The sequence below is a fragment of the Streptomyces sp. NPDC048352 genome, from assembly GCF_040651895.1.
Classification (GTDB): Bacteria; Actinomycetota; Actinomycetes; order Streptomycetales; family Streptomycetaceae; genus Streptomyces.
This window is the reverse complement of the sequence record NZ_JBEZKZ010000106.1, coordinates 1-18,854: the sequence shown is the minus strand read 5'-3', so window position 1 is coordinate 18,854 and position 18,854 is coordinate 1. Positions and strand designations below refer to the sequence as shown.

General features: G+C 72.6%; 20 protein-coding genes. 11 read left to right on the top strand and 9 right to left on the bottom strand.

Annotated elements, in window-relative coordinates; translation table 11 throughout:
• Positions 1-273 precede the first annotated feature (273 nt).
• Positions 274-1,206 carry a LysR family transcriptional regulator gene (locus AB0D45_RS32290; RefSeq protein WP_361608695.1) on the bottom strand — a complete coding sequence of 311 codons (933 nt, stop codon included), beginning with the start codon at positions 1,204-1,206 and terminating at the stop codon, positions 274-276.
• Positions 1,207-1,431: 225 nt separating this feature from the next.
• Between AB0D45_RS32290 and snpA the strand changes: the two genes are divergently transcribed.
• Positions 1,432-2,094: a snapalysin gene (gene snpA / locus AB0D45_RS32285; protein ID WP_362465740.1), complete on the top strand. Its 663-nt coding sequence runs from the start codon at positions 1,432-1,434 to the stop codon at positions 2,092-2,094.
• Here snpA and AB0D45_RS32280 read toward each other — a convergent pair.
• The 5 genes from AB0D45_RS32280 to AB0D45_RS32260 all read right to left on the bottom strand — a co-directional run bounded on the left by AB0D45_RS32280 (position 2,091) and on the right by AB0D45_RS32260 (position 6,242).
• Positions 2,091-2,294 carry a hypothetical protein gene (locus tag AB0D45_RS32280; RefSeq protein ID WP_361608699.1) on the bottom strand — a complete coding sequence of 68 codons (204 nt, stop codon included), beginning with the start codon at positions 2,292-2,294 and terminating at the stop codon, positions 2,091-2,093. The genes snpA and AB0D45_RS32280 overlap by 4 nt on opposite strands.
• A gap of 56 nt (positions 2,295-2,350) precedes the next feature.
• On the bottom strand, positions 2,351-2,935 hold the full coding sequence (locus tag AB0D45_RS32275; RefSeq protein ID WP_362465738.1) for a dihydrofolate reductase family protein: 585 nt from the start codon (positions 2,933-2,935) through the stop codon (positions 2,351-2,353).
• 101 nt (positions 2,936-3,036) lie between these two features.
• Positions 3,037-3,639, bottom strand: coding sequence for a GNAT family N-acetyltransferase (locus AB0D45_RS32270; protein ID WP_361608703.1), 603 nt, complete (start codon positions 3,637-3,639; stop codon positions 3,037-3,039).
• A 150-nt stretch (positions 3,640-3,789) separates the two neighbouring features.
• Positions 3,790-4,836 (bottom strand): family 2 encapsulin nanocompartment cargo protein polyprenyl transferase, encoded by a 1,047-nt coding sequence (locus AB0D45_RS32265; protein WP_362465735.1) that lies wholly within the window; start codon positions 4,834-4,836, stop codon positions 3,790-3,792.
• Complete coding sequence (locus AB0D45_RS32260) at positions 4,836-6,242, bottom strand: family 2B encapsulin nanocompartment shell protein (protein ID WP_362465732.1); 1,407 nt, start codon at positions 6,240-6,242, stop codon at positions 4,836-4,838. The genes AB0D45_RS32265 and AB0D45_RS32260 overlap by 1 nt, the downstream gene beginning before the upstream one ends.
• Before the next feature lie 208 nt (positions 6,243-6,450).
• On the opposite strand from AB0D45_RS32260, the gene AB0D45_RS32255 reads away from it, so the two are divergent.
• The 4 genes from AB0D45_RS32255 (at position 6,451) to AB0D45_RS32240 (ending at position 9,792) form a co-directional block, all read left to right on the top strand.
• The gene (locus tag AB0D45_RS32255) at positions 6,451-6,900 is read left to right on the top strand and encodes an Rrf2 family transcriptional regulator (protein WP_361608709.1); all 450 of its coding nucleotides are present in this window, start codon (positions 6,451-6,453) and stop codon (positions 6,898-6,900) included.
• A gap of 102 nt (positions 6,901-7,002) precedes the next feature.
• On the top strand, positions 7,003-8,202 hold the full coding sequence (locus AB0D45_RS32250; RefSeq protein ID WP_362465729.1) for a globin domain-containing protein: 1,200 nt from the start codon (positions 7,003-7,005) through the stop codon (positions 8,200-8,202).
• Positions 8,203-8,294: 92 nt separating this feature from the next.
• Positions 8,295-8,885 (top strand): N-acetylmuramoyl-L-alanine amidase, encoded by a 591-nt coding sequence (locus AB0D45_RS32245; protein ID WP_361608713.1) that lies wholly within the window; start codon positions 8,295-8,297, stop codon positions 8,883-8,885.
• A 13-nt stretch (positions 8,886-8,898) separates the two neighbouring features.
• Entirely contained in the window at positions 8,899-9,792 is an 894-nt protein-coding gene (locus AB0D45_RS32240; RefSeq protein ID WP_361608715.1) for a pyridoxal-phosphate dependent enzyme, read from the top strand.
• Between the two features lie 168 nt (positions 9,793-9,960).
• Here the strand turns inward: AB0D45_RS32240 and AB0D45_RS32235 are convergent, their stop codons facing one another.
• Positions 9,961-11,544 (bottom strand): Na+/H+ antiporter, encoded by a 1,584-nt coding sequence (locus AB0D45_RS32235; RefSeq protein WP_361609796.1) that lies wholly within the window; start codon positions 11,542-11,544, stop codon positions 9,961-9,963.
• Positions 11,545-11,600: 56 nt separating this feature from the next.
• Between AB0D45_RS32235 and AB0D45_RS32230 the strand changes: the two genes are divergently transcribed.
• The 3 genes from AB0D45_RS32230 (at position 11,601) to AB0D45_RS32220 (ending at position 13,549) form a co-directional block, all read left to right on the top strand.
• A complete protein-coding gene (locus AB0D45_RS32230; RefSeq protein ID WP_361609798.1) occupies positions 11,601-11,861 on the top strand; it encodes a UBP-type zinc finger domain-containing protein in 261 nt (86 codons plus the stop codon).
• Positions 11,862-12,140: 279 nt separating this feature from the next.
• On the top strand, positions 12,141-12,554 hold the full coding sequence (locus AB0D45_RS32225; RefSeq protein WP_030012703.1) for an anti-sigma regulatory factor: 414 nt from the start codon (positions 12,141-12,143) through the stop codon (positions 12,552-12,554).
• Between the two features lie 17 nt (positions 12,555-12,571).
• Positions 12,572-13,549, top strand: coding sequence for an RNA polymerase sigma factor SigF (locus AB0D45_RS32220; protein ID WP_362465724.1), 978 nt, complete (start codon positions 12,572-12,574; stop codon positions 13,547-13,549).
• Between the two features lie 40 nt (positions 13,550-13,589).
• Here the strand turns inward: AB0D45_RS32220 and AB0D45_RS32215 are convergent, their stop codons facing one another.
• On the bottom strand, positions 13,590-14,033 hold the full coding sequence (locus AB0D45_RS32215; RefSeq protein ID WP_361609803.1) for a hypothetical protein: 444 nt from the start codon (positions 14,031-14,033) through the stop codon (positions 13,590-13,592).
• Between the two features lie 85 nt (positions 14,034-14,118).
• Between AB0D45_RS32215 and AB0D45_RS32210 the strand changes: the two genes are divergently transcribed.
• Entirely contained in the window at positions 14,119-15,084 is a 966-nt protein-coding gene (locus AB0D45_RS32210) for a diacylglycerol kinase family protein (protein WP_362465721.1), read from the top strand.
• A gap of 320 nt (positions 15,085-15,404) precedes the next feature.
• On the top strand, positions 15,405-15,662 hold the full coding sequence (locus AB0D45_RS32205) for a WhiB family transcriptional regulator (protein WP_004937597.1): 258 nt from the start codon (positions 15,405-15,407) through the stop codon (positions 15,660-15,662).
• A 159-nt stretch (positions 15,663-15,821) separates the two neighbouring features.
• Here the strand turns inward: AB0D45_RS32205 and AB0D45_RS32200 are convergent, their stop codons facing one another.
• Positions 15,822-17,291: a PAS domain-containing sensor histidine kinase gene (locus tag AB0D45_RS32200; protein ID WP_362465718.1), complete on the bottom strand. Its 1,470-nt coding sequence runs from the start codon at positions 17,289-17,291 to the stop codon at positions 15,822-15,824.
• 651 nt (positions 17,292-17,942) lie between these two features.
• Between AB0D45_RS32200 and nagB the strand changes: the two genes are divergently transcribed.
• Entirely contained in the window at positions 17,943-18,728 is a 786-nt protein-coding gene (gene nagB, locus AB0D45_RS32195; protein ID WP_362465715.1) for a glucosamine-6-phosphate deaminase, read from the top strand.
• Positions 18,729-18,854: the final 126 nt, after the last annotated feature.

Sequence of the window (18,854 nt, the reverse complement as noted above, 5' to 3'; positions counted from 1 at the left end):
CTCAACGGAGGGGGGGGGGGCGGGGTGGGGTGTCGTCCGGGACTAAAACGAGATGAATTCGGCGCGCGGTACCGCCCATCAGGCACATCCGGAACAGGCGCCGAACATCGAAGCCCGTCCCGGACGACACCCCACCCCGCCCCCGACCCCGGCCCACGACACCCCGCCACGGCCCCCGCCCAACGGGCCAACCCCGGCACCCACACCCCGCCCAACGGGCCAACACCGGCACCCACACCCCGCCCCGGCCAGGGCAGAGGGCAAGGGCAACGGCTACGCCACCAGCAGCGAGCTCCCCCGCCGCCGCAGCCACGCACGGTACGGCGGGGTGCGCAGGGCCGCCTCGCGGTACGCGTCGCGGAGGTCGGCGAAGACCTCCTCGTGCTCCCCCGGCCGGGTCGCCAGCAGCAGCCGTACCGCCAGCGGGTCCCCCGAGAGCGGCCGGATGGCCATGTCATCCCGCGGCCCAGACGTCGGCTGGCACGGCGCCACCGCCTCACCGGAGACGATCAGCGAGGTCGCCGTGTGGTAGTCGGCGTGCAGCACGGGCGGATCGACCCCGGCTCCCGCGAACACCCTCCGCAGCCCGTCCCACTCCCCGTCGACGGAGGGGTCGACGGTCCACCGGTCCCGGGCCAGGTCCTGTAACGCCACGACCGGTGAGCGCGCGGCCGGATGGTCCCGGGACATGGAGACGAACTGCGGTTCGCGCTCCATGAGCACCCGCAGTTCCAGCCCGGCCGGCACCCGCAGCGGGCTGCCCTCCACCTCGTGCACGAACGCCACGTCCAGCTGCCCGGCGGCCGTCATCCGCAGCAGCGCGTTGGCCGAGACGTCGACCACCAGCGACGTCTCCGTCTCCGGTGCGCGCAGGTGCAGCCGCCGCAGCCACCCCGGCAGGGCCCGGCTCGCCGTGGAGCCGATCCGCAGCCGCGGCCCTTGCGCCGCCGCCCGCGCCTCGGCGACCAGCGCGGCCATGTCCGCGAGGAGCGGCCGCGCCCGCCCGAGCACGGTGCGCCCGAAGGGCGTCGGCCGGCAGCCGGTCCGCTCGCGCAGGAACAGCTCGCCCTCCAGGGCCCGTTCGATCCGCCGCAGTTGCGTCGTCAGGGAGGGCTGGCTCACGCCGAGTTCCCGGGCGGCCTTGTGCAGACTGCCGGCGTCCGCGATGGCACACAGCGCGCGCAGGTGCCTCACCTCGAGCTCCATGACCCGAGGGTAGGCGGGCCCGGGGGGCCCGCACCAGCCGCCGATAGCCGCCCGAATCCCGCCATTCTCCCGCTAGTTGACCAAGGTCTGTCCTGGCGCAACCCGCCCGATAACCCGGCGCTATCGGGTTCTGACATCATCCCCCGGCCCCTTCGGCTCCCGCAGACTCCGGTACCGGACGACCCATCCACCCCCCACCGCACCGGCTGAGTAGGAGCCCCCCACATGCGCCACTCCCGCAGGACCATGCTGTCCGCCGCCACCGTCGGCCTCGGCGTCGCCGCCGCCCTCGGCGGTGTCGTCCCCAGCGCCGGAGCCGCGACCACCGCCGCGGCCGGCACTCCGGCGAGCTACGCCGCGTACGAGCGCTCCCAGGAGAACGACGCCGCCACCCGGGCCTTCTTCGAGGCCGTGAAGCGCTCGGTCGCCGAGCAGAAGGCCGCGAACCCGGGCCTGCTCTCCGTCACCGTCACGTACAACACCCGCAGCGCGCCGAGCTTCCGTACGCAGATAGCCAACTCCACCCGCATCTGGAACAGCTCGGTCAACAACGTCAAGCTCCAGGAGGTGTCCTCCGGCGGGAACTTCTCCTACCGCGAGGGCAACGACTCACGGGGTTCGTACGCGAGCACGGACGGGCACGGCCGGGGTTACATCTTCCTGGACTACCGGCAGAACCAGCAGTACAACTCCACCCGCGTGACGGCGCACGAGACCGGACACGTGCTGGGCCTGCCGGACCACTACTCGGGCCCGTGCAGCGAGCTGATGTCGGGCGGCGGCCCGGGCACCTCGTGCCAGAACGCCACCCCGAACAGCACCGAGCGGGCGCGCGTCGACCAGCTGTGGGCCAACGGCCTGGCCTCGGGCCTGGACGCCAAGAACTAGGGCCCCGCGGGTACGCAGAGGACGCAGTCCGGGTTCCGGCAGGGACCCGGACTCCACTCGGGCACGAAGATCCCGAGGGACTTGCGCCTTCTGACCACCGTCTCCACGGGACGTCCGCAGGCCGGGCACACGTGCTGCTCGTGCCCGGCCCGCGGGGCGACCGTCTCGTGCTCCTCGTTCTGCTGCTCTTCACCGGCCATACCTCCACGGTAGGCCGGTTCTCCGCGTTCTGACGGGGGAAGAGCCGCCGGGCGGGTCAGCGCTTGACGTCGTACGAGGTGATGACCTGGCCGCCGCCGAGGGCGGTGCAGCCCGTCAGCACCAGGTCGCGCACCCCGAAGCCGGCCCGGGACATCGGCATGCCGGTCCCGACGACGACCGGGTAGGTCTTGACGATGTACTCGTCGATCTCGTCCACCAGCTGGGCCGCGAGGTCGGCGCCGCCGCACAGCCAGATGCCGAGGCCGTCCCGCGCCTTCAGCTCGCGCACCTGGGCGGCGAGGTCGCCGCTGATCAGCCGCACCTGCGGGTCCGGCGACTCCGTGAGGCTGCGCGAGACGACGTACTGCTCGCGCATGTGCCCGTAGGGGCTGGTCATGCCCGCCTTGAGGCCCGGCTCGTAGGTGTTGCGGCCCATGATCACCGTGTCGAAGCGCTTGGGCGCGGCGTCCTCGACGCCGAACTGCTTGCGGCCGGGGCCCGCGATCGTCTCCGGGTACTCGGCGGCCAGGTGCCCGACGAACTCCGGGTCCAGGTAGGCGTAGATGAAATCGGCATCGCCGTCCGGGGCCCCGATGAAGCCGTCGACGGTGGTGGCGATGAAGTACGTCAGCTTGCGCAAGCGATTCTCTTCCGTCCGGGAGTGCCGCCGCTCCGGGGCACGTCGATGAAAGTACTTCACTTGAAGTACTTTGCCAACCCCCCTTTACTCGGAGCCGGCCCTCACCCCTGCGGCTTGCGCCACATCGGCCACATCAGGGGCCCCTCCGGAAGCCGCACCGCCTCGCCCGTGAACGCGAAGCCCAGCCGTTCGTACAGTCCCCTGCTGCGCTCGCTGCTCGCCTCCAGGTACGCGGGGACGCCGTCCCGGTCGCAGCGCTCCAGCACCGGACGGATCAGTTCGGTGCCCAGCCCCTCGCCCTGCCGGCCGGGCGCGACCGCGATCATCAGCAGGTACTCGTGCTCCTCGGCGGTGGGGTGCACCTCCCCCGTCAGCCGCCCGACCAGTTCGCACCGCTCGTTGTCCGGGTCGGCCACCGCGCGCATCTTCGCCGGCACGTCGTCCTCGGCGGCCTCGCCCTCCGGCTCGCCCGCGGGGATCCGCAGCCACAGCGCGGCCGCCGAGCCGTCCGCCGCGTAGTCGATCCGGCCCTCGGCCAGCGCGACGTCCACGAACACGCCGAGGAACCTGCCGTGCACGGCGGCCCGGTGCTCCGGGTCCGGGAAGACCCAGCTGCTCACCGGGTCGTTGCGGAAGGCCTCGTCCAACAGGCGCGCGACCGCGTCCCGGTCCGACTGATCCGCCTGACGTATCTCCAGCACCACGGGTCTTGCCCTTCACTCACGAGTCAACTACCGCGAGTGATCCTAGAGTTGCCCGCACCGGATCTCACGGGCCGCCCGCGAAAAGGCCCGTTCCGGCGCCCCGCAGCGCCGGAACAGGCCCTTCCGCGGCCCCGCGCGGGGGGCGGCCCGCTATTTCGTGCGTCGCGTGACGAACTCCGCGAGCGCCAGCAGCCCGCCCGCCGCGGCCAGGTCCGGCACCGCCCGGGACAGCTCCTGCACCGCGCGGCCCATCCGGTCGGCGGCGTGGGCCTGCGCCCAGTCGCGCCCGCCGGCCCGCTCGACCGCCCGGGCGGCCCGGGACACGTCGTCCTCCGCCAGGGGGCCCGCGTACAGGAGCGCGAGCTCCTCCCCCGCCTCGGTGCCCGAGGTGAGGGCGGCCACGACCGGGAGGGACTTCTTCCGGGCGAGCAGGTCGGCCCCGGCGGGCTTGCCGGTGTGCCCGGGGTCACCCCAGATGCCGATCAGGTCGTCGATCAGCTGGAAGGCCAGCCCCGCCTCCCGCCCGAAGGCGTCCATCGCCTCGACCTCCTCCGGCCCGGCCCCCGCGTACAGCGCGCCCAGCGCGCACGCGCAGCCCAGCAGGGCCCCGGTCTTGGCGGTCGCCATGGTCAGGCACTCGTCGAGCGAGACATGCGCCCGTTCCTCGAACGCGCAGTCCGCCTGCTGCCCCTCGCACAGCTCGACGACGCAGGCCGCGAGCCGGGCGGAGGCCGCCGCCGAGGCCGGGTGCGGGTCCTCGGCGAGCAGCCGCAGCGCGAGGGCCATCATGGCGTCGCCGGCGAGGATCGCGTCCGGCATCCCGAAGACGGTCCAGGCGGTGGGCCGGCCGCGGCGCCGGACGTCCCGGTCGATGATGTCGTCGTGCAGCAGCGTGAAGTTGTGCGCCAGCTCCACGGCGGCCGCCGCCCGTACGGCGTCGCCTGCGGCGTCCCGCGACGCGCCGAGGGCCCGCGCCGAGGCGAGCACGAGCGCCGGCCGGATGGCCTTGCCGGCGCCGTCCGCCGCCGGGCTGCCGTCCTCGCGCGCCCAGCCGAAGTGGTACGCCGCCACCCGGCGCATCGCACCGGGCAGGCTCTCGACGGCCCGGCGCAGCTCCGGGTTGACCGTTTCTCTCGTGTCTTCCAGCAGGGCCGCCGCTTCCTGCCCCTCGCCCGTGACGACGGCGTTGGCGGTCATCAGCGCCAGCGGCCGATCTCGACGTTCTCCAGGACGCCGAGGGCGTCCGGCACCAGGACGGCGGCGGAGAAGTAGGCGGTGACGAGGTAGGAGATGATCGCCTGCTCGTTGATCCCCATGAAGCGCACGGACAGGCTCGGCTCGATCTCGTCCGGGATCCCGGGCTGGTGGAGGCCGATCACGCCCTGCTCGTCCTCGCCGGTGCGCATGCACAGGATGGAGGTCGTCCGGGCGTCGCTGATCGGGATCTTGCTGGAGGGGAAGATCGGCACGCCCCGCCAGGACGGCACCTTGTGCCCGGCGACCTCGACCGCCTCCGGGTACAGGCCGCGCTTGTTGCACTCGCGGCCGAAGGCGGCGATGGCCTTGGGGTGGGCGAGGAACATCTTGGAGTCGCGCCTCATGCTGAGCAGCTGGTCCATGTCGTCGGGGGTGGGGGCGCCGTCGTGGGGCTGGATGCGCTGGTCGTAGTCGGCGTTGTGGAGCAGGCCGAACGCGGGGTTGTTGAGCATCTCGTGCTCCTGGCGCTCCCGCAGCGCCTCGACCGTCAGCCGCAGCTGCTGCTCGGTCTGGTTCATCGGGTGGTTGTAGAGGTCGGCGACGCGGGTGTGCACGCGCAGGACCGTTTGTGCAAGGGAGAGTTCGTACTCGCGCGGCCGGGGTTCGTAGTCGACGAAGGTGCCGGGGAGCACGGCCTCGCCGACGTGGCCGGCGGACAGGTCGATCGCGGCCTCGCCGTGGGAGTTGGTGCGCTGCTCGGGCCGGGTCCGTACGTCGTCCACGTGCGCCCGCAGCGAGTCGACCCGGTCGGCGAGGAGCTGGAAGTCCTGGCGGGACAGCACGAGCGCGGTACCGGGCGTGGCCGCGCGGGCGGTGTACTCCCAGATCGCCGCTTCGTCGGTGAGGGAGGAGTCGCCGAAGTACGCACCGTCGGCGACGGTCCGCAGGACCGCGTCCTCCCCGTAGGGGCCGGGGCCGATGTGTTCGACGCGGCCGTGGGCGAGCAGGAAGACCTGGTCGGAGGGGCTGCCGAAGGAGGTGAGCTCCTCGCCGGCCTCGAAGTCGATCTGACGGCAGCGCGCGGCGAGCTCGGTGAGGACTTCTTCGTCCCCGTAGTCGCGCAGCAGCGGCAGCTCACCGAGCTCGGCGGGGATGACCTGGACCTGGGAGCCGGTCTTGACGAACTCCACGATGCCGTTGCCGACGGAATGGCTGAGGCGGCGGTTGACCCGGTAGGTGCCGCCCTGCACCGAGACCCAGGGGAGCATCTTCAGCAGCCACCGCGAGGTGATCTCCTGCATCTGCGGCGCGGACTTGGTCGTGGTTGCCAAGTTCCGGGCGGCCGCGGTCCCGAGACTGCGTTGCGGTGTCCGGGATTCGGCTTCGGAACCTGCCTGGACCGACATGTCTTTCCTCTCGATCACTCCATGGTCTGCGGGACGAAAGCCTTCCAGCACCCGGTGTGACCGGACCACTACACAAAAGGGTGTGACTACTCCGTCCGGGGGATGGGAACCCTGAAAGGCCCAACGCATCGGGCTTGCGCTCGTGGACCGGCCGGTTTCGGCCACACGCTCTTAATTTGTGCGATGCCAATTTCCTACGCTGCCCCGCATGCGGCTGACCCGATTCACCGACCTGGCGCTGCGCGTGCTCATGCGCCTGGCCGTCGAGGACACGGACCTCCCCACCACCCGCGAGGTCGCGGCGAGCATGGAGGTCCCGTACACCCACACCGCCAAGGTGGTGGCCAGGCTGCAGCATCTCGGGCTGGTCGAGGCGCGGCGCGGCCGCGGCGGCGGGCTCGCCCTCACCTCCGCCGGGCGCGCCGCGTCGGTCGGCGGGCTGGTGCGCGAGCTGGAGGGCGCGGGCGACGTCGTGGACTGCGACGGCGCGGCCCCCTGCCCGCTGCGCGGGTCCTGCGTGCTGCGCGGGGCGCTGCGCAGGGCGCAGGAGGCGTTCTTCGCCGCACTGGACCCGGTCACCGTGAAGGAGCTGGTGGAGGCCCCCACGGGGCCCGTGCTCCTCGGTCTCACGAAGGCTGGCGGGCGAGTGGCCGATTAGCCGCGCCCCCACCCCTTCCTTCGAACGGATTTCCGCATGACGGCGGGGCCGTCTCGAACCCTTGAATACGACTCTGCCATACCAATTAAGCGAGGAGCCCCCATGCTGTCCGAGAAGTCGACCGCGACCGTACGCGCCACCCTGCCCGCCGTCGGCGCCGCCATCGCGGACATCACGGAGCTCTTCTACGAGAAGCTCTTCGCGGCCCATCCGGCGCTGCTGCGGGACCTGTTCAACCGCGGCAACCAGAGCACCGGGCTCCAGAAGCAGGCCCTCGCCGGCTCCATCGCCGCCTTCGCCACCCAGCTCGTGGAGCACCCCGGCGTCCGCCCGGACGTGATGCTGGGCCGCATCGCCCACAAGCACGCCTCCCTCGGCGTGACCCGCGAGCAGTACGCGGTCGTCCACCGGCACCTCTTCGAGGCCATCACGGAGGTCCTCGGCGAGGCCGTCACCCCGGAGGTGGCCGAGGCCTGGGACGAGGTCTACTGGCTGATGGCGAACGCCCTGAGCGCCATCGAGGAGAGGCTCTACGCCGAGCGGCAGGTCCTCGCCGGGGACGTCTGGCGCGAGTGGACGGTGGCCGCGCGGACCGAGGAGACGGCCGACTGCACCACCTTCCACCTCACCCCCGCCGACGGCGCCCCCGCCCCCGGCTTCAGGCCCGGCCAGTACGTCTCGGTCCAGGTCGAACTGCCCGACGGCGCCCGCCAGATCCGCCAGTACAGCCTCTCCAGCGCCCCCGGATCCCCCGTCCGCACGATCACCGTCAAGCGCGTCCACGGCCCGGCCGCCGGCGGCGGCCCCGACGGCGAGGTCTCCCACCACCTCCACGCCCGGGTCCACGCCGGCGACACCCTGCGCGTCTCGGCCCCGTACGGCGACCTGGTCCTGCGCGACCACGCCTCGCCCGTCCTGCTCGCCTCGGCCGGCATCGGCTGCACCCCGATGCTGTCGATGCTGGATCACCTGGCCGAGGTCGGGCACACCGCCCCGGTCACGGTGCTGCACGCCGACCGCTCCCCCGCCGACCACGCCCTGCGCTCGGACCACCGTGCCCTGACCCACAAGCTCTCCGACGCCACGGCCCGCTTCTGGTACGAGGCCGGAGCCGAGGCGGGCGACTCCACCGGCCTCCTCGACCTCACCGCCGTCCCGGTCGCCCCGGGCACCCGGGCCTACCTGTGCGGGCCGCTCCCCTTCATGCGGTCGGTCCGCGCCCAGCTGCTCGCCAAGGGCGTCCCGGCCGCCGACATCCACTACGAGGTCTTCGGCCCGGACCTGTGGCTGGCTTCGGCCTGACGGCTGGCCGAAAGACGCCCTAGCCGCGGAAGGGCCGCCTCCACTACACCGTTAAGTAATGGAATGAACACACACGGTGAAAGGAGGCGGTCATGGCCGCACCCATGTCCGCGGACCGCTTCATCCAGGCCCTGCGCGCCGAGGGCCTGACCGTCGTGGAGGTGGGCGCCTGGCGCACCCGCAACCGCAACCACAAGGGCCCCTGGGGGCCGGTCCACGGGGTGATGATCCACCACACCGTCACCCACGGCACCGCCTACACCGTGCAGCTCTGCCGCGACGGCGACTCCGCCCTCCCCGGCCCGCTCTGCCACGGCGTCATCACCAAGGACGGCCGGGTCCACCTCGTCGGCTACGGCCGCACCAACCACGCCGGCGCCGGCGACTCCGACGTCCTGGCCGCCGTCATCGCGGAGAAGCGCCTCCCGCCGGACCACCGCGCCGACACCGACGGCAACCGGTACTTCTACGGCTTCGAGTGCGAGAACCTCGGCGACGGCGACGACCCCTGGCCGCCGGTGCAGCTCGACGCCATCACCCGCGCGGCGGCCGCCGTCTGCCGCGTCCACGGCTGGGGCGCCCGCTCCGTGCTCGGCCACCGCGAATGGCAGCCCGGCAAGATCGACCCCGCCGGCTTCACCATGGACTGGCTCCGGGGCCGCGTCGCCGACCGGCTGAAGTGACGACAATGGTCGGGTGACCCGTCCCGAACTGCGCCCCCGCCCGCCGTCCCCCCTCGTCGAGGCGGCCGACGAGCGTTTCACCGCGCACGGGGTACGGCTCCTGCTCAAGCGCGACGACCTCGTCCACCCGGAGCTGCCCGGCAACAAGTGGCGCAAGCTCGCCCCCAACCTCCGGGCGGCCCTCGCGCAGGGCCACGACCGGATCGCCACCTTCGGCGGCGCCTACTCCAACCACCTCCGGGCCACGGCGGCCGCGGGCCGACTGCTCGGCCTGGGGACGGTCGGCATCGTCCGGGGCGACGAGCTGGCCGGCCGCCCCCTCAACGACTCCCTGGCCCGCTGCGCGGCGGACGGCATGCGGCTGCACTTCGCGACCCGCTCCGACTACCGCCGCAAGGCCGAGCCCGGGACCCGGGCCCGCCTCCTGGCCGCCGCCGGTGCGACGGGGGCGTACGTCGTCCCCGAGGGCGGCAGCAACGCCGCGGCCCTCACCGGCTGCGCCGAGCTGGGCCGCGAGCTGCGGGGCGTCTGCGACGTGGCCGCGGTGGCCTGCGGTACGGGGGGCACCCTGGCCGGCCTCGCGGCGGGGCTGGCCCCGGGCCAGCGGGCACTGGGCGTACCGGTGCTGGCCGGGGGCTTCCTGGGCGCGGAGATACGTTCCCTCCAGACCCTGGCCTTCGGCGGCCCGGCCGGCGACTGGTCCCTCGCGGAGGGCTTCGACCACGGCGGCTACGCCCGGGTCCCGGCGGCGCTCGACGCCTTCGCCGCCGACTTCGAGTCCCGGCACGGGGTCGCGGTGGAGCGGATCTACGTGGCGAAGCTGCTGTGGGCCCTCGCGGCACTGACCGCGTCCGGGGCGTTCGCCCGCGGCACCACCCTGACGGCCGTCATCACGGGCAGCCCATAACCCCGGGCCGTTCCCGGGGGCCAGCCCCCGGACCCCCGCGCCTCAAACGCCGGCGAGGCTGGGTTGGACACCCCACCCCGCCCCCGACCCCGGCCCACGACACCCCGCCACAGCCCCCGCCCCACGGTGGCAACACCCACCCCACACCCAGCCCGGCCAGGGCAAGGGTCAGGGCGACTTCTCCCGATACGCCGCCGCCTCCTCCAGGTCCAGGCGACGCAGCAGCCCCCGCAGCATCTCGTCGTCGATCCGCCGCCGGTCCCGCAGCGTCACGAACACCTCCCGCTCCGCCTCGATCATCTCCCGCGCCAGCCGCCGGTAGACGTCGTCCGCCGACTCCCCCGTCACCGGGTTGACCTCCCCCAGCCGCTCCCACACCGCGTTGCGCCGCCGCTCCAGCACCGTCCGCAGCCGGTCCGCCAGCGGCGGCGGCAGGGTGCTGTTCGCCGGTTCCTCCAGCAGCTCCGCCAGCCGCTCCTCCGCCGCCCGCGAGGCCTCGCTCTGCGCCTGCGCCTCCGCCAGGGTCTCCGCCTGCGTGTCCCTCGGCGGCAGCTTCAGCACCCTGATCAGCGGCGGCAGCGTCAACCCCTGCACCACCAGCGTCCCGATGACGGTCGTGAACGTCAGGAACAGGATCAGGTTCCGGTGCGGCACGCCCATCGGCACGGAGAAGGCGATCGCCAGCGACACCACCCCCCGCATCCCGGCCCACCCCACGATCATCGGGGACTTCCAGTCGGTGTCGGGCTCCCGGTGCCGGATCCGCTCCGACACCCACCGCGGTACGAAGGTCGCCGGGAACACCCACACGAAGCGCGCCACCACCACCGCGAGGAACACCGCCACCGCGTACCAGGCCGCGGCCACCCCCTCGTACTCGTCCAGCCCCTTCAGCACCACCGGCAGCTGGAGCCCGATCAGCGCGAAGACCACCGACTCCAGCACGAAGGCGACCACCTTCCACACGGCCTCCTCCTGGAGCCGCGTCGCGAAGTCGACCTGCCAGTTGCGGTGCCCCAGGTACAGCGCCACGACCACCACCGCCAGCACCCCCGACGCGTGCACCCGCTCCGCCGCCGCGTACGCCACGAAGGGGATCAGCAGCGACAGCGTGTTCTGGAGCAGCGGCTCCCGCAGCCGCTTGCGCAGCTGGTGGATGGGGACCATCAGCAGCAGCCCGACGCCGACCCCGCCCACGGACGCCAGCAGGAACTCCACGATGCCGCCCGCCCAGCCGGCGCTCACCCCGACCGCGGCGGCCAGCGCCACGTTGTAGGCGGTGATGGCGGTGGCGTCGTTCACCAGGGACTCGCCCTGCAGGATGGTCGTCATCCGGTTCGGCAGGCCGAGCCTGCGCGCGATGGCCGTCGCCGCGACCGCGTCGGGCGGTGCGATGACCGCGCCCAGCACCAGCGCCACCGGCAGCGACAGCCCCGGCACCACCAGGTACGCCAGGTACCCGACGGCCAGCGTCGCGAAGAGCACGTAACCCACCGACAGCAGCGCGACCGGCCGTACGTTCGCCCGCAGGTCCAGGTAGGAGCTGTCGACCGCGGCCGTGTGCAGCAGCGGCGGGAGCAGCAGCGGCAGCACGATGTGCGGGTCGAGGGCGTACGAGGGCACCCCCGGCACGTACGCCGCGATCAGCCCCGCGGCGACCAGCAGCAGGGGCGCGGGCACGGGCGTGCGCCGGGCCGCCCCCGCCACGGCGGCGCTCCCCGCCACCAGCGCCACCAGCGGCAATACCTCCATCGACGATCCACCCTCACCACATCGCGTACCCGCACCCTGGCCGTAACCTGGCCATCATGAGCGAGTGCACCCACGTTGCCGAACTGCCGCGCCCCGAGCCTGTCCCGCATGCGCTGACCTGCCCGGAATGTGAAGCGCTCGGGAGTCATCCCGTGCAGCTGCGGATGTGCCTGGGGTGCGGGTACGTGGGGTGCTGCGACTCGTCCCCGCACCGGCATGCCACCGCGCACCACCAGGAGACCGGGCACCCGGTGATGCGGAGCTTCGAGCCGGGCGAGACGTGGCGCTGGTGCTTCGTGGACGGCTCGATCGTCTGAGGCCCGCGGCTCGACCCCGCGTGGACGACACGTCGACCGTCGGAGGCCGACGGTTCGATCGTCCGGAGCGGGGTAGGTCAACCCTCCGCCGGTTCCCCCGATTTGGGCCCGCAGACCTCTAGCCACTGTGCGTACCCATGGACTTACCATGAGTCACCGCATGTGGCGGGTCGGCCCGGTCGCCCCCCAGCGGGCGCCACGAGGGGGTGCCGCGACACGATTGCCCGGATCGCGATAGCGTCACCGGCGAACAGAGCTCGTACCACCTTGGAGGTGAGGGTGTCCCAGATCGCAGGCGAGCCCGGGACCCAGGACTTCGTCGAAGTCCGGCTGCCGGCTGCGGGTGCCTACCTGTCTGTGCTGCGAACGGCCACGGCCGGTCTCGCGGCACGTTTGGACTTCACCCTCGACGAGATCGAGGACCTCCGCATCGCGGTGGACGAGGCCTGCGCGATCCTGCTCCAGCAGGCCGTGCCGGGCTCCGTCCTCAGCTGCGTCTTCCGGCTGATCGACGATTCGCTGGAAGTGACCGTCTCCGCCCCGACCACGGACGGGCGGGCGCCGGAGCGCGACACGTTCGCGTGGACGGTCCTGTCGGCGCTGGCCGGCAAGGTCGAGGCGACGGTCGAGGAGAACAGGACAGTGAGCATCAGCCTCTACAAACAGCGCGGCGCGGGGCCAGGCCCGGCGTGAGCGGCGGGGAGATCCCGGTGCGGGGCGGGGATCGGCCCCGGGTGAGGCACGAGGTCGACGGCGGCATCCCGGAGCAGCAGCACGCCCGGCCGCACCCGGCTGACGCGGATGCGGAAGACGGCTTTTTGGACTCGGCGGAGCGACGGGCGGGCCCTATGAGCGAGAACCAGCACGACCAACCCCTGCCACCGGAGGCCGAGGCCCCGGAGGTGCCGGCGGTGCCCCTGGCGCTGCCGGATCCGCGGGACCGCAGCGGTGCGCGGGCCCTGTTCTTCGAGCTGCGCCGGCTGCCCGAGGGATCCCCGGAGCGGGCGGAGCTGCGCAACCGGCTGGTGCGGATGCACCTGCCGCTGGTCGAGCACCTGGCACGGCGCTTCCGCAACCGCGGCGAGCCGCTGGACGACCTCACGCAGGTCGCCACCATCGGCCTGATCAAGTCGGTGGACCGGTTCGACCCGGACCGCGGGGTCGAGTTCTCCACGTACGCCACCCCCACCGTCGTGGGTGAGATCAAGCGGCACTTCCGCGACAAGGGCTGGGCGGTACGGGTGCCCCGGCGCCTGCAGGAGCTGCGGCTCTCGCTGACCACGGCCACGGCGGAGCTGTCCCAGCAGCACGGCCGGTCCCCGACGGTGCACGAGCTGGCGGAGCGGCTGGGGATCTCCGAGGAGGAGGTGCTGGAAGGGCTGGAGTCGGCCAACGCCTACAGCACGCTCTCCCTCGACGTGCCGGACACCGACGACGAGTCGCCGGCGGTCGCCGACACCCTGGGCTCGGAGGACGAGGCGCTGGAGGGCGTCGAGTACCGCGAGTCGCTCAAGCCGCTGCTGGAGGGGCTGCCGCCGCGGGAGAAGCGGATCCTGCTGCTGCGCTTCTTCGGCAACATGACCCAGTCGCAGATCGCGCAGGAGGTCGGCATCTCGCAGATGCACGTCTCCCGGCTGCTGGCCCGCACCCTGGCGCAGCTGCGGGAGAAGCTCCTCGTCGAGGAGTAGGCCGGGTTCGGGCCGAGGGGTCGCGGGAGGGAGCGGGAGGCTATCGGGCCCGGTCCGCGGGCCCGATGCCCAGGGCCTCGGTCGCCGTCGGGTTCACCAGCAGTGCGGCGACGGCCACCGCGGCCACCGCCAGGGCGACGGCGGCGGCGGTCATCGCCCCGCCGGTGGTCCACAGGGTCCACGCCACCGGCAGCGCCATCAGCTGGGTGATCAGTGCCGGGCCGCGGCTCCAGCGGCGGCCCAGGCGCAGCCCGTTCGCCGCGATCAGCGGGAGCGCGGCGAGGGCGAGCAGGGTCAGCCCACCGGTCTCGGCCTGCTGCGGGGAGTCGGGGTCGCCGGCGATGCCGACGAACAGCAGGGAGACGCCGAGCCCGGCCAGGGCCAGGCCTTCGAGCGCGGTCAGCGCCGCGGCGGCGGTCAGCCGGCCCGGCAGCGCTGCGGGCTCGGGGGCGGCGGGGGCTTGGGCGGTCGGCTTCTTGCTCACCCCAGCAGGGTATCCCCGCGCCCCCGGGCCCGGACGGTACGGTCCGGTATGGGCGGCATGGAGAGGGGTGGGTACTCTGGCGCTCATGCGTGCACTTCTCGTGGCCAACCCAGCAGCGACGACGACCAGTGCGCGCACGCGCGACGTCCTCACCCACGCCCTGGCCAGCGAGATGAAGCTGGAGGCGGTGACCACGGAGTACCGGGGGCACGCCCGTGACCTGGGGCGCAGGGCCGCGCACGAGGGGGTCGACCTGATCGTGGCCCTGGGTGGCGACGGCACCGTCAACGAGGTCGTGAACGGGCTGCTGCACGACGGCCCCGATCCGCAGGGGCTGCCGGGGCTGGCGGTGGTCCCGGGCGGGTCCACGAACGTGTTCGCCCGCGCGCTCGGGCTGCCGAACGACGCGGTCGAGGCGACGGGCGCCCTGCTGGACGCGCTGCGGGAGAAGCGCGAGCGGACGGTGGGCCTGGGGCTCGCGGCCGGCGTCCCGGGTACCGAGGACGAATCGGTTCCGGCGCGCTGGTTCACGTTCTGCGCGGGCTTCGGTTTCGACGCGGGCGTGGTGGGGCGGGTCGAGCAGCAGCGGGAGCGCGGCAAGCGTTCGACCCACGCGCTGTACGTGCGGCAGCTGATGCGCCAGTTCTGGGAGGAGCCCAACCGGCGGCACGGGACGATCACGCTGGAGCAGCCCGGCGCGGAGCCGGTGGCGGATCTGGTGCTGTCGATAGTCTGCAACACCTCCCCCTGGACGTACCTGGGCAACCGGCCCCTGTACGCCTCTCCGGAGGCGTCGTTCGATACCGCACTTGACGTATTGGCGCTCGACCGTTTGTCAACTCCGGCCGTCGCGCGCTACGCCACACAGCTCCTGACCTCGACTCCTGAGCGGGGCCCGCACGGCAAGCACGCGGTGTCTCTGCACGATCTGACCGACTTCACCTTGCATTCGAAGGTTCCGCTCCCTTTCCAGATGGACGGCGATCACCTCGGGCTGCGTACCAGCGTTCGGTTCACAGGCGTACGCCGTGCACTGCGTGTGATTGTGTGAGTGGAAGGGCCCAAAGTCCTTTCAGTCGAACGTTTACACGCCAGTCCACCCCCAGGAACTAGGGCTGTGACCTAGTAGACACCGACGAATCCAAAAAAACTTTCCGGAAGGGGTTGTATCCCCGTCCGAGGTTTGCGAATCTCTACATGGCGATCGGGACAGCCCGCACAACCCGGCACCCACACAGACCGCCAGAACCCCTCCACGAATCTTCGGACCGCACCAGGCGACTGGGCGTCGGCCCTTCCCTCACGGGGGGATTCGTGAAAGCGTTCACATTCACAAGCAACCTGTTCGCAATACAAGGAGATGGAGCAGCCATGGACTGGCGTCACAACGCCGTTTGCCGCGAGGAAGACCCGGAGCTCTTCTTCCCCATCGGCAACACCGGTCCTGCGCTGCTGCAGATCGAGGAAGCCAAGGCCGTCTGCCGCCGCTGCCCCGTCATGGAGCAGTGCCTGCAGTGGGCGCTCGAGTCCGGTCAGGACTCCGGCGTCTGGGGCGGTCTCAGCGAGGACGAGCGCCGCGCCATGAAGCGCCGCGCCGCTCGCAATCGGGCGCGCAACGCCACCGCCTGACATCGACTTTCGAGCCTCGAGCCGCAGCGCGTAGTACCCACACAAGCGCTCAGCAACGTGCTCTTGAGCCCCGGACCGGGAACCCCCGGTCCGGGGCTCAGTGCTGTGGGGGGCGCGGGCACCGACCGGCCCGTCACCCTCCGTGACGGGCCGTCGCGGCTACTTCTGCGGGCTGGCGGGGACGTCGAGGACGACCCGGGTGCCGCGCGGCTCGGCCCGGACCATGTCGAAGGTGCCGCCGAGCTCGCCCTCCACGAGGGTCCGTACGATCTGCAGCCCGAGGTTTCCGGCACGCTGGGGGTCGAAGCCCTCCGGCAGGCCGGACCCGTCGTCCACCACGGTGATCAGCAGCCGGGAGTCGGCGCGGCCGGTGCCGGAGCGGCTCGCCGACACCTCGACGGTGCCGCCCTCCCCGTGGGTGAAGGCGTGTTCCAGGGCGTTCTGGAGGATCTCGGTCAGCACCATCGACAGCGGAGTGGCGACTTCCGCGTCGAGGATCCCGAAGCGGCCGAGGCGCCGGCACTCCACCTTGCCCGGGGAGATCTCGGCGACCATCGCGATCACGCGGTCGGCGATCTCGTCGAACTCGACCCGCTCGTCGAGGTTCTGGGAGAGGGTCTCGTGCACGATCGCGATCGAACCGACGCGGCGCACCGCCTCGTTGAGCGCCTCGCGGGCCTGGGGGGAATCCATCCGCCGGCCCTGGAGCCGCAGGAGGGCGGCCACGGTCTGGAGGTTGTTCTTCACCCGGTGGTGGATCTCCCGGATGGTCGCGTCCTTGGTGATGAGTTCACGTTCGCGACGGCGGAGTTCGGTGACGTCGCGGCACAGGACGAGGGAGCCGATGCGGGTGCCCTTGGGCTTGAGCGGGATGGCGCGCAGCTGGATGACCCCGCCGTTGCCCTCGACTTCGGTCTCGCGCGGGGCCCAGCCGCTGGCGAGCTTGACCAGCGCCTCGTCCACCGGGCCCCGGGAGGGGGCGAGTTCGGCGGTGGTGTCGCCCAGGTCCTGGCCGACCAGGTCGGCGGCGAGGCCGAGGCGGTGGTAGGCGGAGAGCGCGTTGGGCGACGCGTACGTCACCACGCCGTCGGCGTCGAGCCGGATCAGGCCGTCGCCGACGCGCGGGGAGGCGTCCATGTCGACCTGCTGGCCGGGGAAGGGGAAGGCACCCGCGGCGATCATCTGGGCGAGGTCGGAGGCCGACTGGAGGTAGGTCAGCTCCAGCCGGCTCGGTGTACGCACGGTGAGCAGGTTGGTGTTGCGGGCGATCACGCCCAGCACCCGGCCCTCGCGGCGGACGGGGATCGACTCGACGCGGACCGGTACCTCCTCGCGCCATTCCGGGTCGCCCTCGCGGACGATGCGGCCCTCGTCGAGGGCGGCGTCGAGGAGCGGGCGGCGGCCGCGGGGCACCAGGTGGCCGACCATGTCGTCCTGGTAGGAGGTGGGGCCGGTGTTGGGCCGCATCTGCGCGACGGAGACGTACCGGGTGCCGTCGAGGGTGGGGACCCAGAGCACGAGGTCGGCGAAGGACAGGTCGGAGAGCAGCTGCCACTCCGAGACCAGCAGGTGGAGCCACTCCAGGTCGGTTTCACTGAGAGCGGTGTGCTGGCGTACGAGGTCGTTCATGGAGGGCACCTTGCGAGCGTACCCCGGGTACGGGGATGACTTTCCCCACGGCGAATACCCAGGAGTATCCAGGACGGCCACAGTCCGCGTACTGTTGGAGGAAGTGACGGGTCGGTAGGGCCCGCCATTGGATGGACAGGACAGATTGGTCTAGTCCACAATTGACTCAGACTTCCGCCCTCCCCGCACAGGAGGACGGAGCGAGGTTCCCGCGCGTTCTGCCCTGACCGCGCAGGCACCTCCCAACGGCCGCCGGGCACCGCACACCCTACGGCCGTGAGTACTCCGGGCTACGGTGCCGGGTGGGTTGAGGGTCCCGCCCTGCACCGTGGCCCAGAGGAATCCTTCTTGCGTGCGGATCTCCCCCCGCGGTGCGCGCACCGCCCGCGACTCCCGCCGCCCGCTCGCCGCGGCTCCGCCGCCCCGGTCCGGCTCCCGGACATCACCCAGGCCTCCCGCGCCTCCGCTGCGCGCCCCTGCCTCGACCCCGTTTGCGCGCACCCTCTTCAGCACCCTCTCCGGCCTGCCCCGTCCCGCCGGACCCGCCACCATGGAAGAGGGGCGGAAGGCCGCCTTCCGCAGGCGGGGCTCTGCTAGATTGGTCTATACCACAAGCGCCCCAACCCCTCCTCTCAGATCGGCAGGTCCAGCGTGGAAGTTGTCATCGTCCCGGACGCCAAGGCAGGCGGCGAGCTCATCGCGGAGGCCATGGCCGCCCTGCTCCGCCGCAAGCCCGACGCCCTGCTGGGCGTGGCGACCGGCTCCACCCCGCTGCCCGTCTACGAGGCCCTCGCCGCCAAGGTGGAGGCCGGCGCGGTCGACGCCTCCCGCGCCAGGATCTGCCAGCTCGACGAGTACGTCGGCCTGCCGGCCGGGCACCCCGAGTCCTACCGGGCGGTCGTGCTCCGCGAGGTCGTCGAGCCGCTGGGCCTGACCGAGGCCTCCTTCATGGGCCCCGACGGCTCCGCCGAGGACGTCCAGGCGGCCTGCGCCGCGTACGACCGGGCCCTCGCCGCCGCCGGCGGGGTCGACCTCCAGCTGCTGGGGATCGGCACCGACGGGCACATAGGCTTCAACGAGCCCTGCTCCTCGCTGGCCTCCCGCACCCGCATCAAGACGCTGACGGAGCAGACCCGCGTGGACAACGCGCGCTTCTTCGACGACGACATCGACCAGGTGCCGCACCACGTCATCACCCAGGGCATCGGCACCATCCTCGACGCCCGCCACCTGGTCCTGCTGGCCACCGGCGAGGGCAAGGCCGAGGCCGTGGCCCAGACCGTGGAGGGCCCGCTGTCCGCACTGGTGCCGGCCTCCGCCCTCCAGCTGCACCCGCACGCCACCGTCGTCGTGGACGAGGCGGCCGCCTCGAAGCTGAAGCTGGCCGACTACTTCCGCCACACCTACGCCGACAAGCCCGTCTGGCAGGGCCTGTAGGGACCCCCGTACGCAGAGAAGGCCGGGCCCCCCCCCCCCCGGGGCCCGCCCGCCCCCCGCCCCCCACCCCCCCCCCCAGACCGCCGCCCCGGCCCCGGCGCCCCCCCCGGGGGCCCCCGGCGGGGC

Coding starts and splice junctions, on each gene's coding strand:
- AB0D45_RS32210 (WP_362465721.1), top strand. CDS start 14,119: ATGCGTGCACTTCTCGTGGCCAACCCAGCAGCGACGACGACCAGTGCG.
- AB0D45_RS32260 (WP_362465732.1), bottom strand. CDS start 6,242: ATGTCGGTCCAGGCAGGTTCCGAAGCCGAATCCCGGACACCGCAACGC.
- AB0D45_RS32290 (WP_361608695.1), bottom strand. CDS start 1,206: ATGGAGCTCGAGGTGAGGCACCTGCGCGCGCTGTGTGCCATCGCGGAC.
- AB0D45_RS32255 (WP_361608709.1), top strand. CDS start 6,451: ATGCGGCTGACCCGATTCACCGACCTGGCGCTGCGCGTGCTCATGCGC.
- AB0D45_RS32265 (WP_362465735.1), bottom strand. CDS start 4,836: ATGACCGCCAACGCCGTCGTCACGGGCGAGGGGCAGGAAGCGGCGGCC.
- AB0D45_RS32205 (WP_004937597.1), top strand. CDS start 15,405: ATGGACTGGCGTCACAACGCCGTTTGCCGCGAGGAAGACCCGGAGCTC.
- AB0D45_RS32230 (WP_361609798.1), top strand. CDS start 11,601: ATGAGCGAGTGCACCCACGTTGCCGAACTGCCGCGCCCCGAGCCTGTC.
- AB0D45_RS32245 (WP_361608713.1), top strand. CDS start 8,295: ATGGCCGCACCCATGTCCGCGGACCGCTTCATCCAGGCCCTGCGCGCC.
- AB0D45_RS32280 (WP_361608699.1), bottom strand. CDS start 2,294: ATGGCCGGTGAAGAGCAGCAGAACGAGGAGCACGAGACGGTCGCCCCG.
- AB0D45_RS32235 (WP_361609796.1), bottom strand. CDS start 11,544: ATGGAGGTATTGCCGCTGGTGGCGCTGGTGGCGGGGAGCGCCGCCGTG.
- AB0D45_RS32250 (WP_362465729.1), top strand. CDS start 7,003: ATGCTGTCCGAGAAGTCGACCGCGACCGTACGCGCCACCCTGCCCGCC.
- snpA (WP_362465740.1), top strand. CDS start 1,432: ATGCGCCACTCCCGCAGGACCATGCTGTCCGCCGCCACCGTCGGCCTC.
- AB0D45_RS32200 (WP_362465718.1), bottom strand. CDS start 17,291: ATGAACGACCTCGTACGCCAGCACACCGCTCTCAGTGAAACCGACCTG.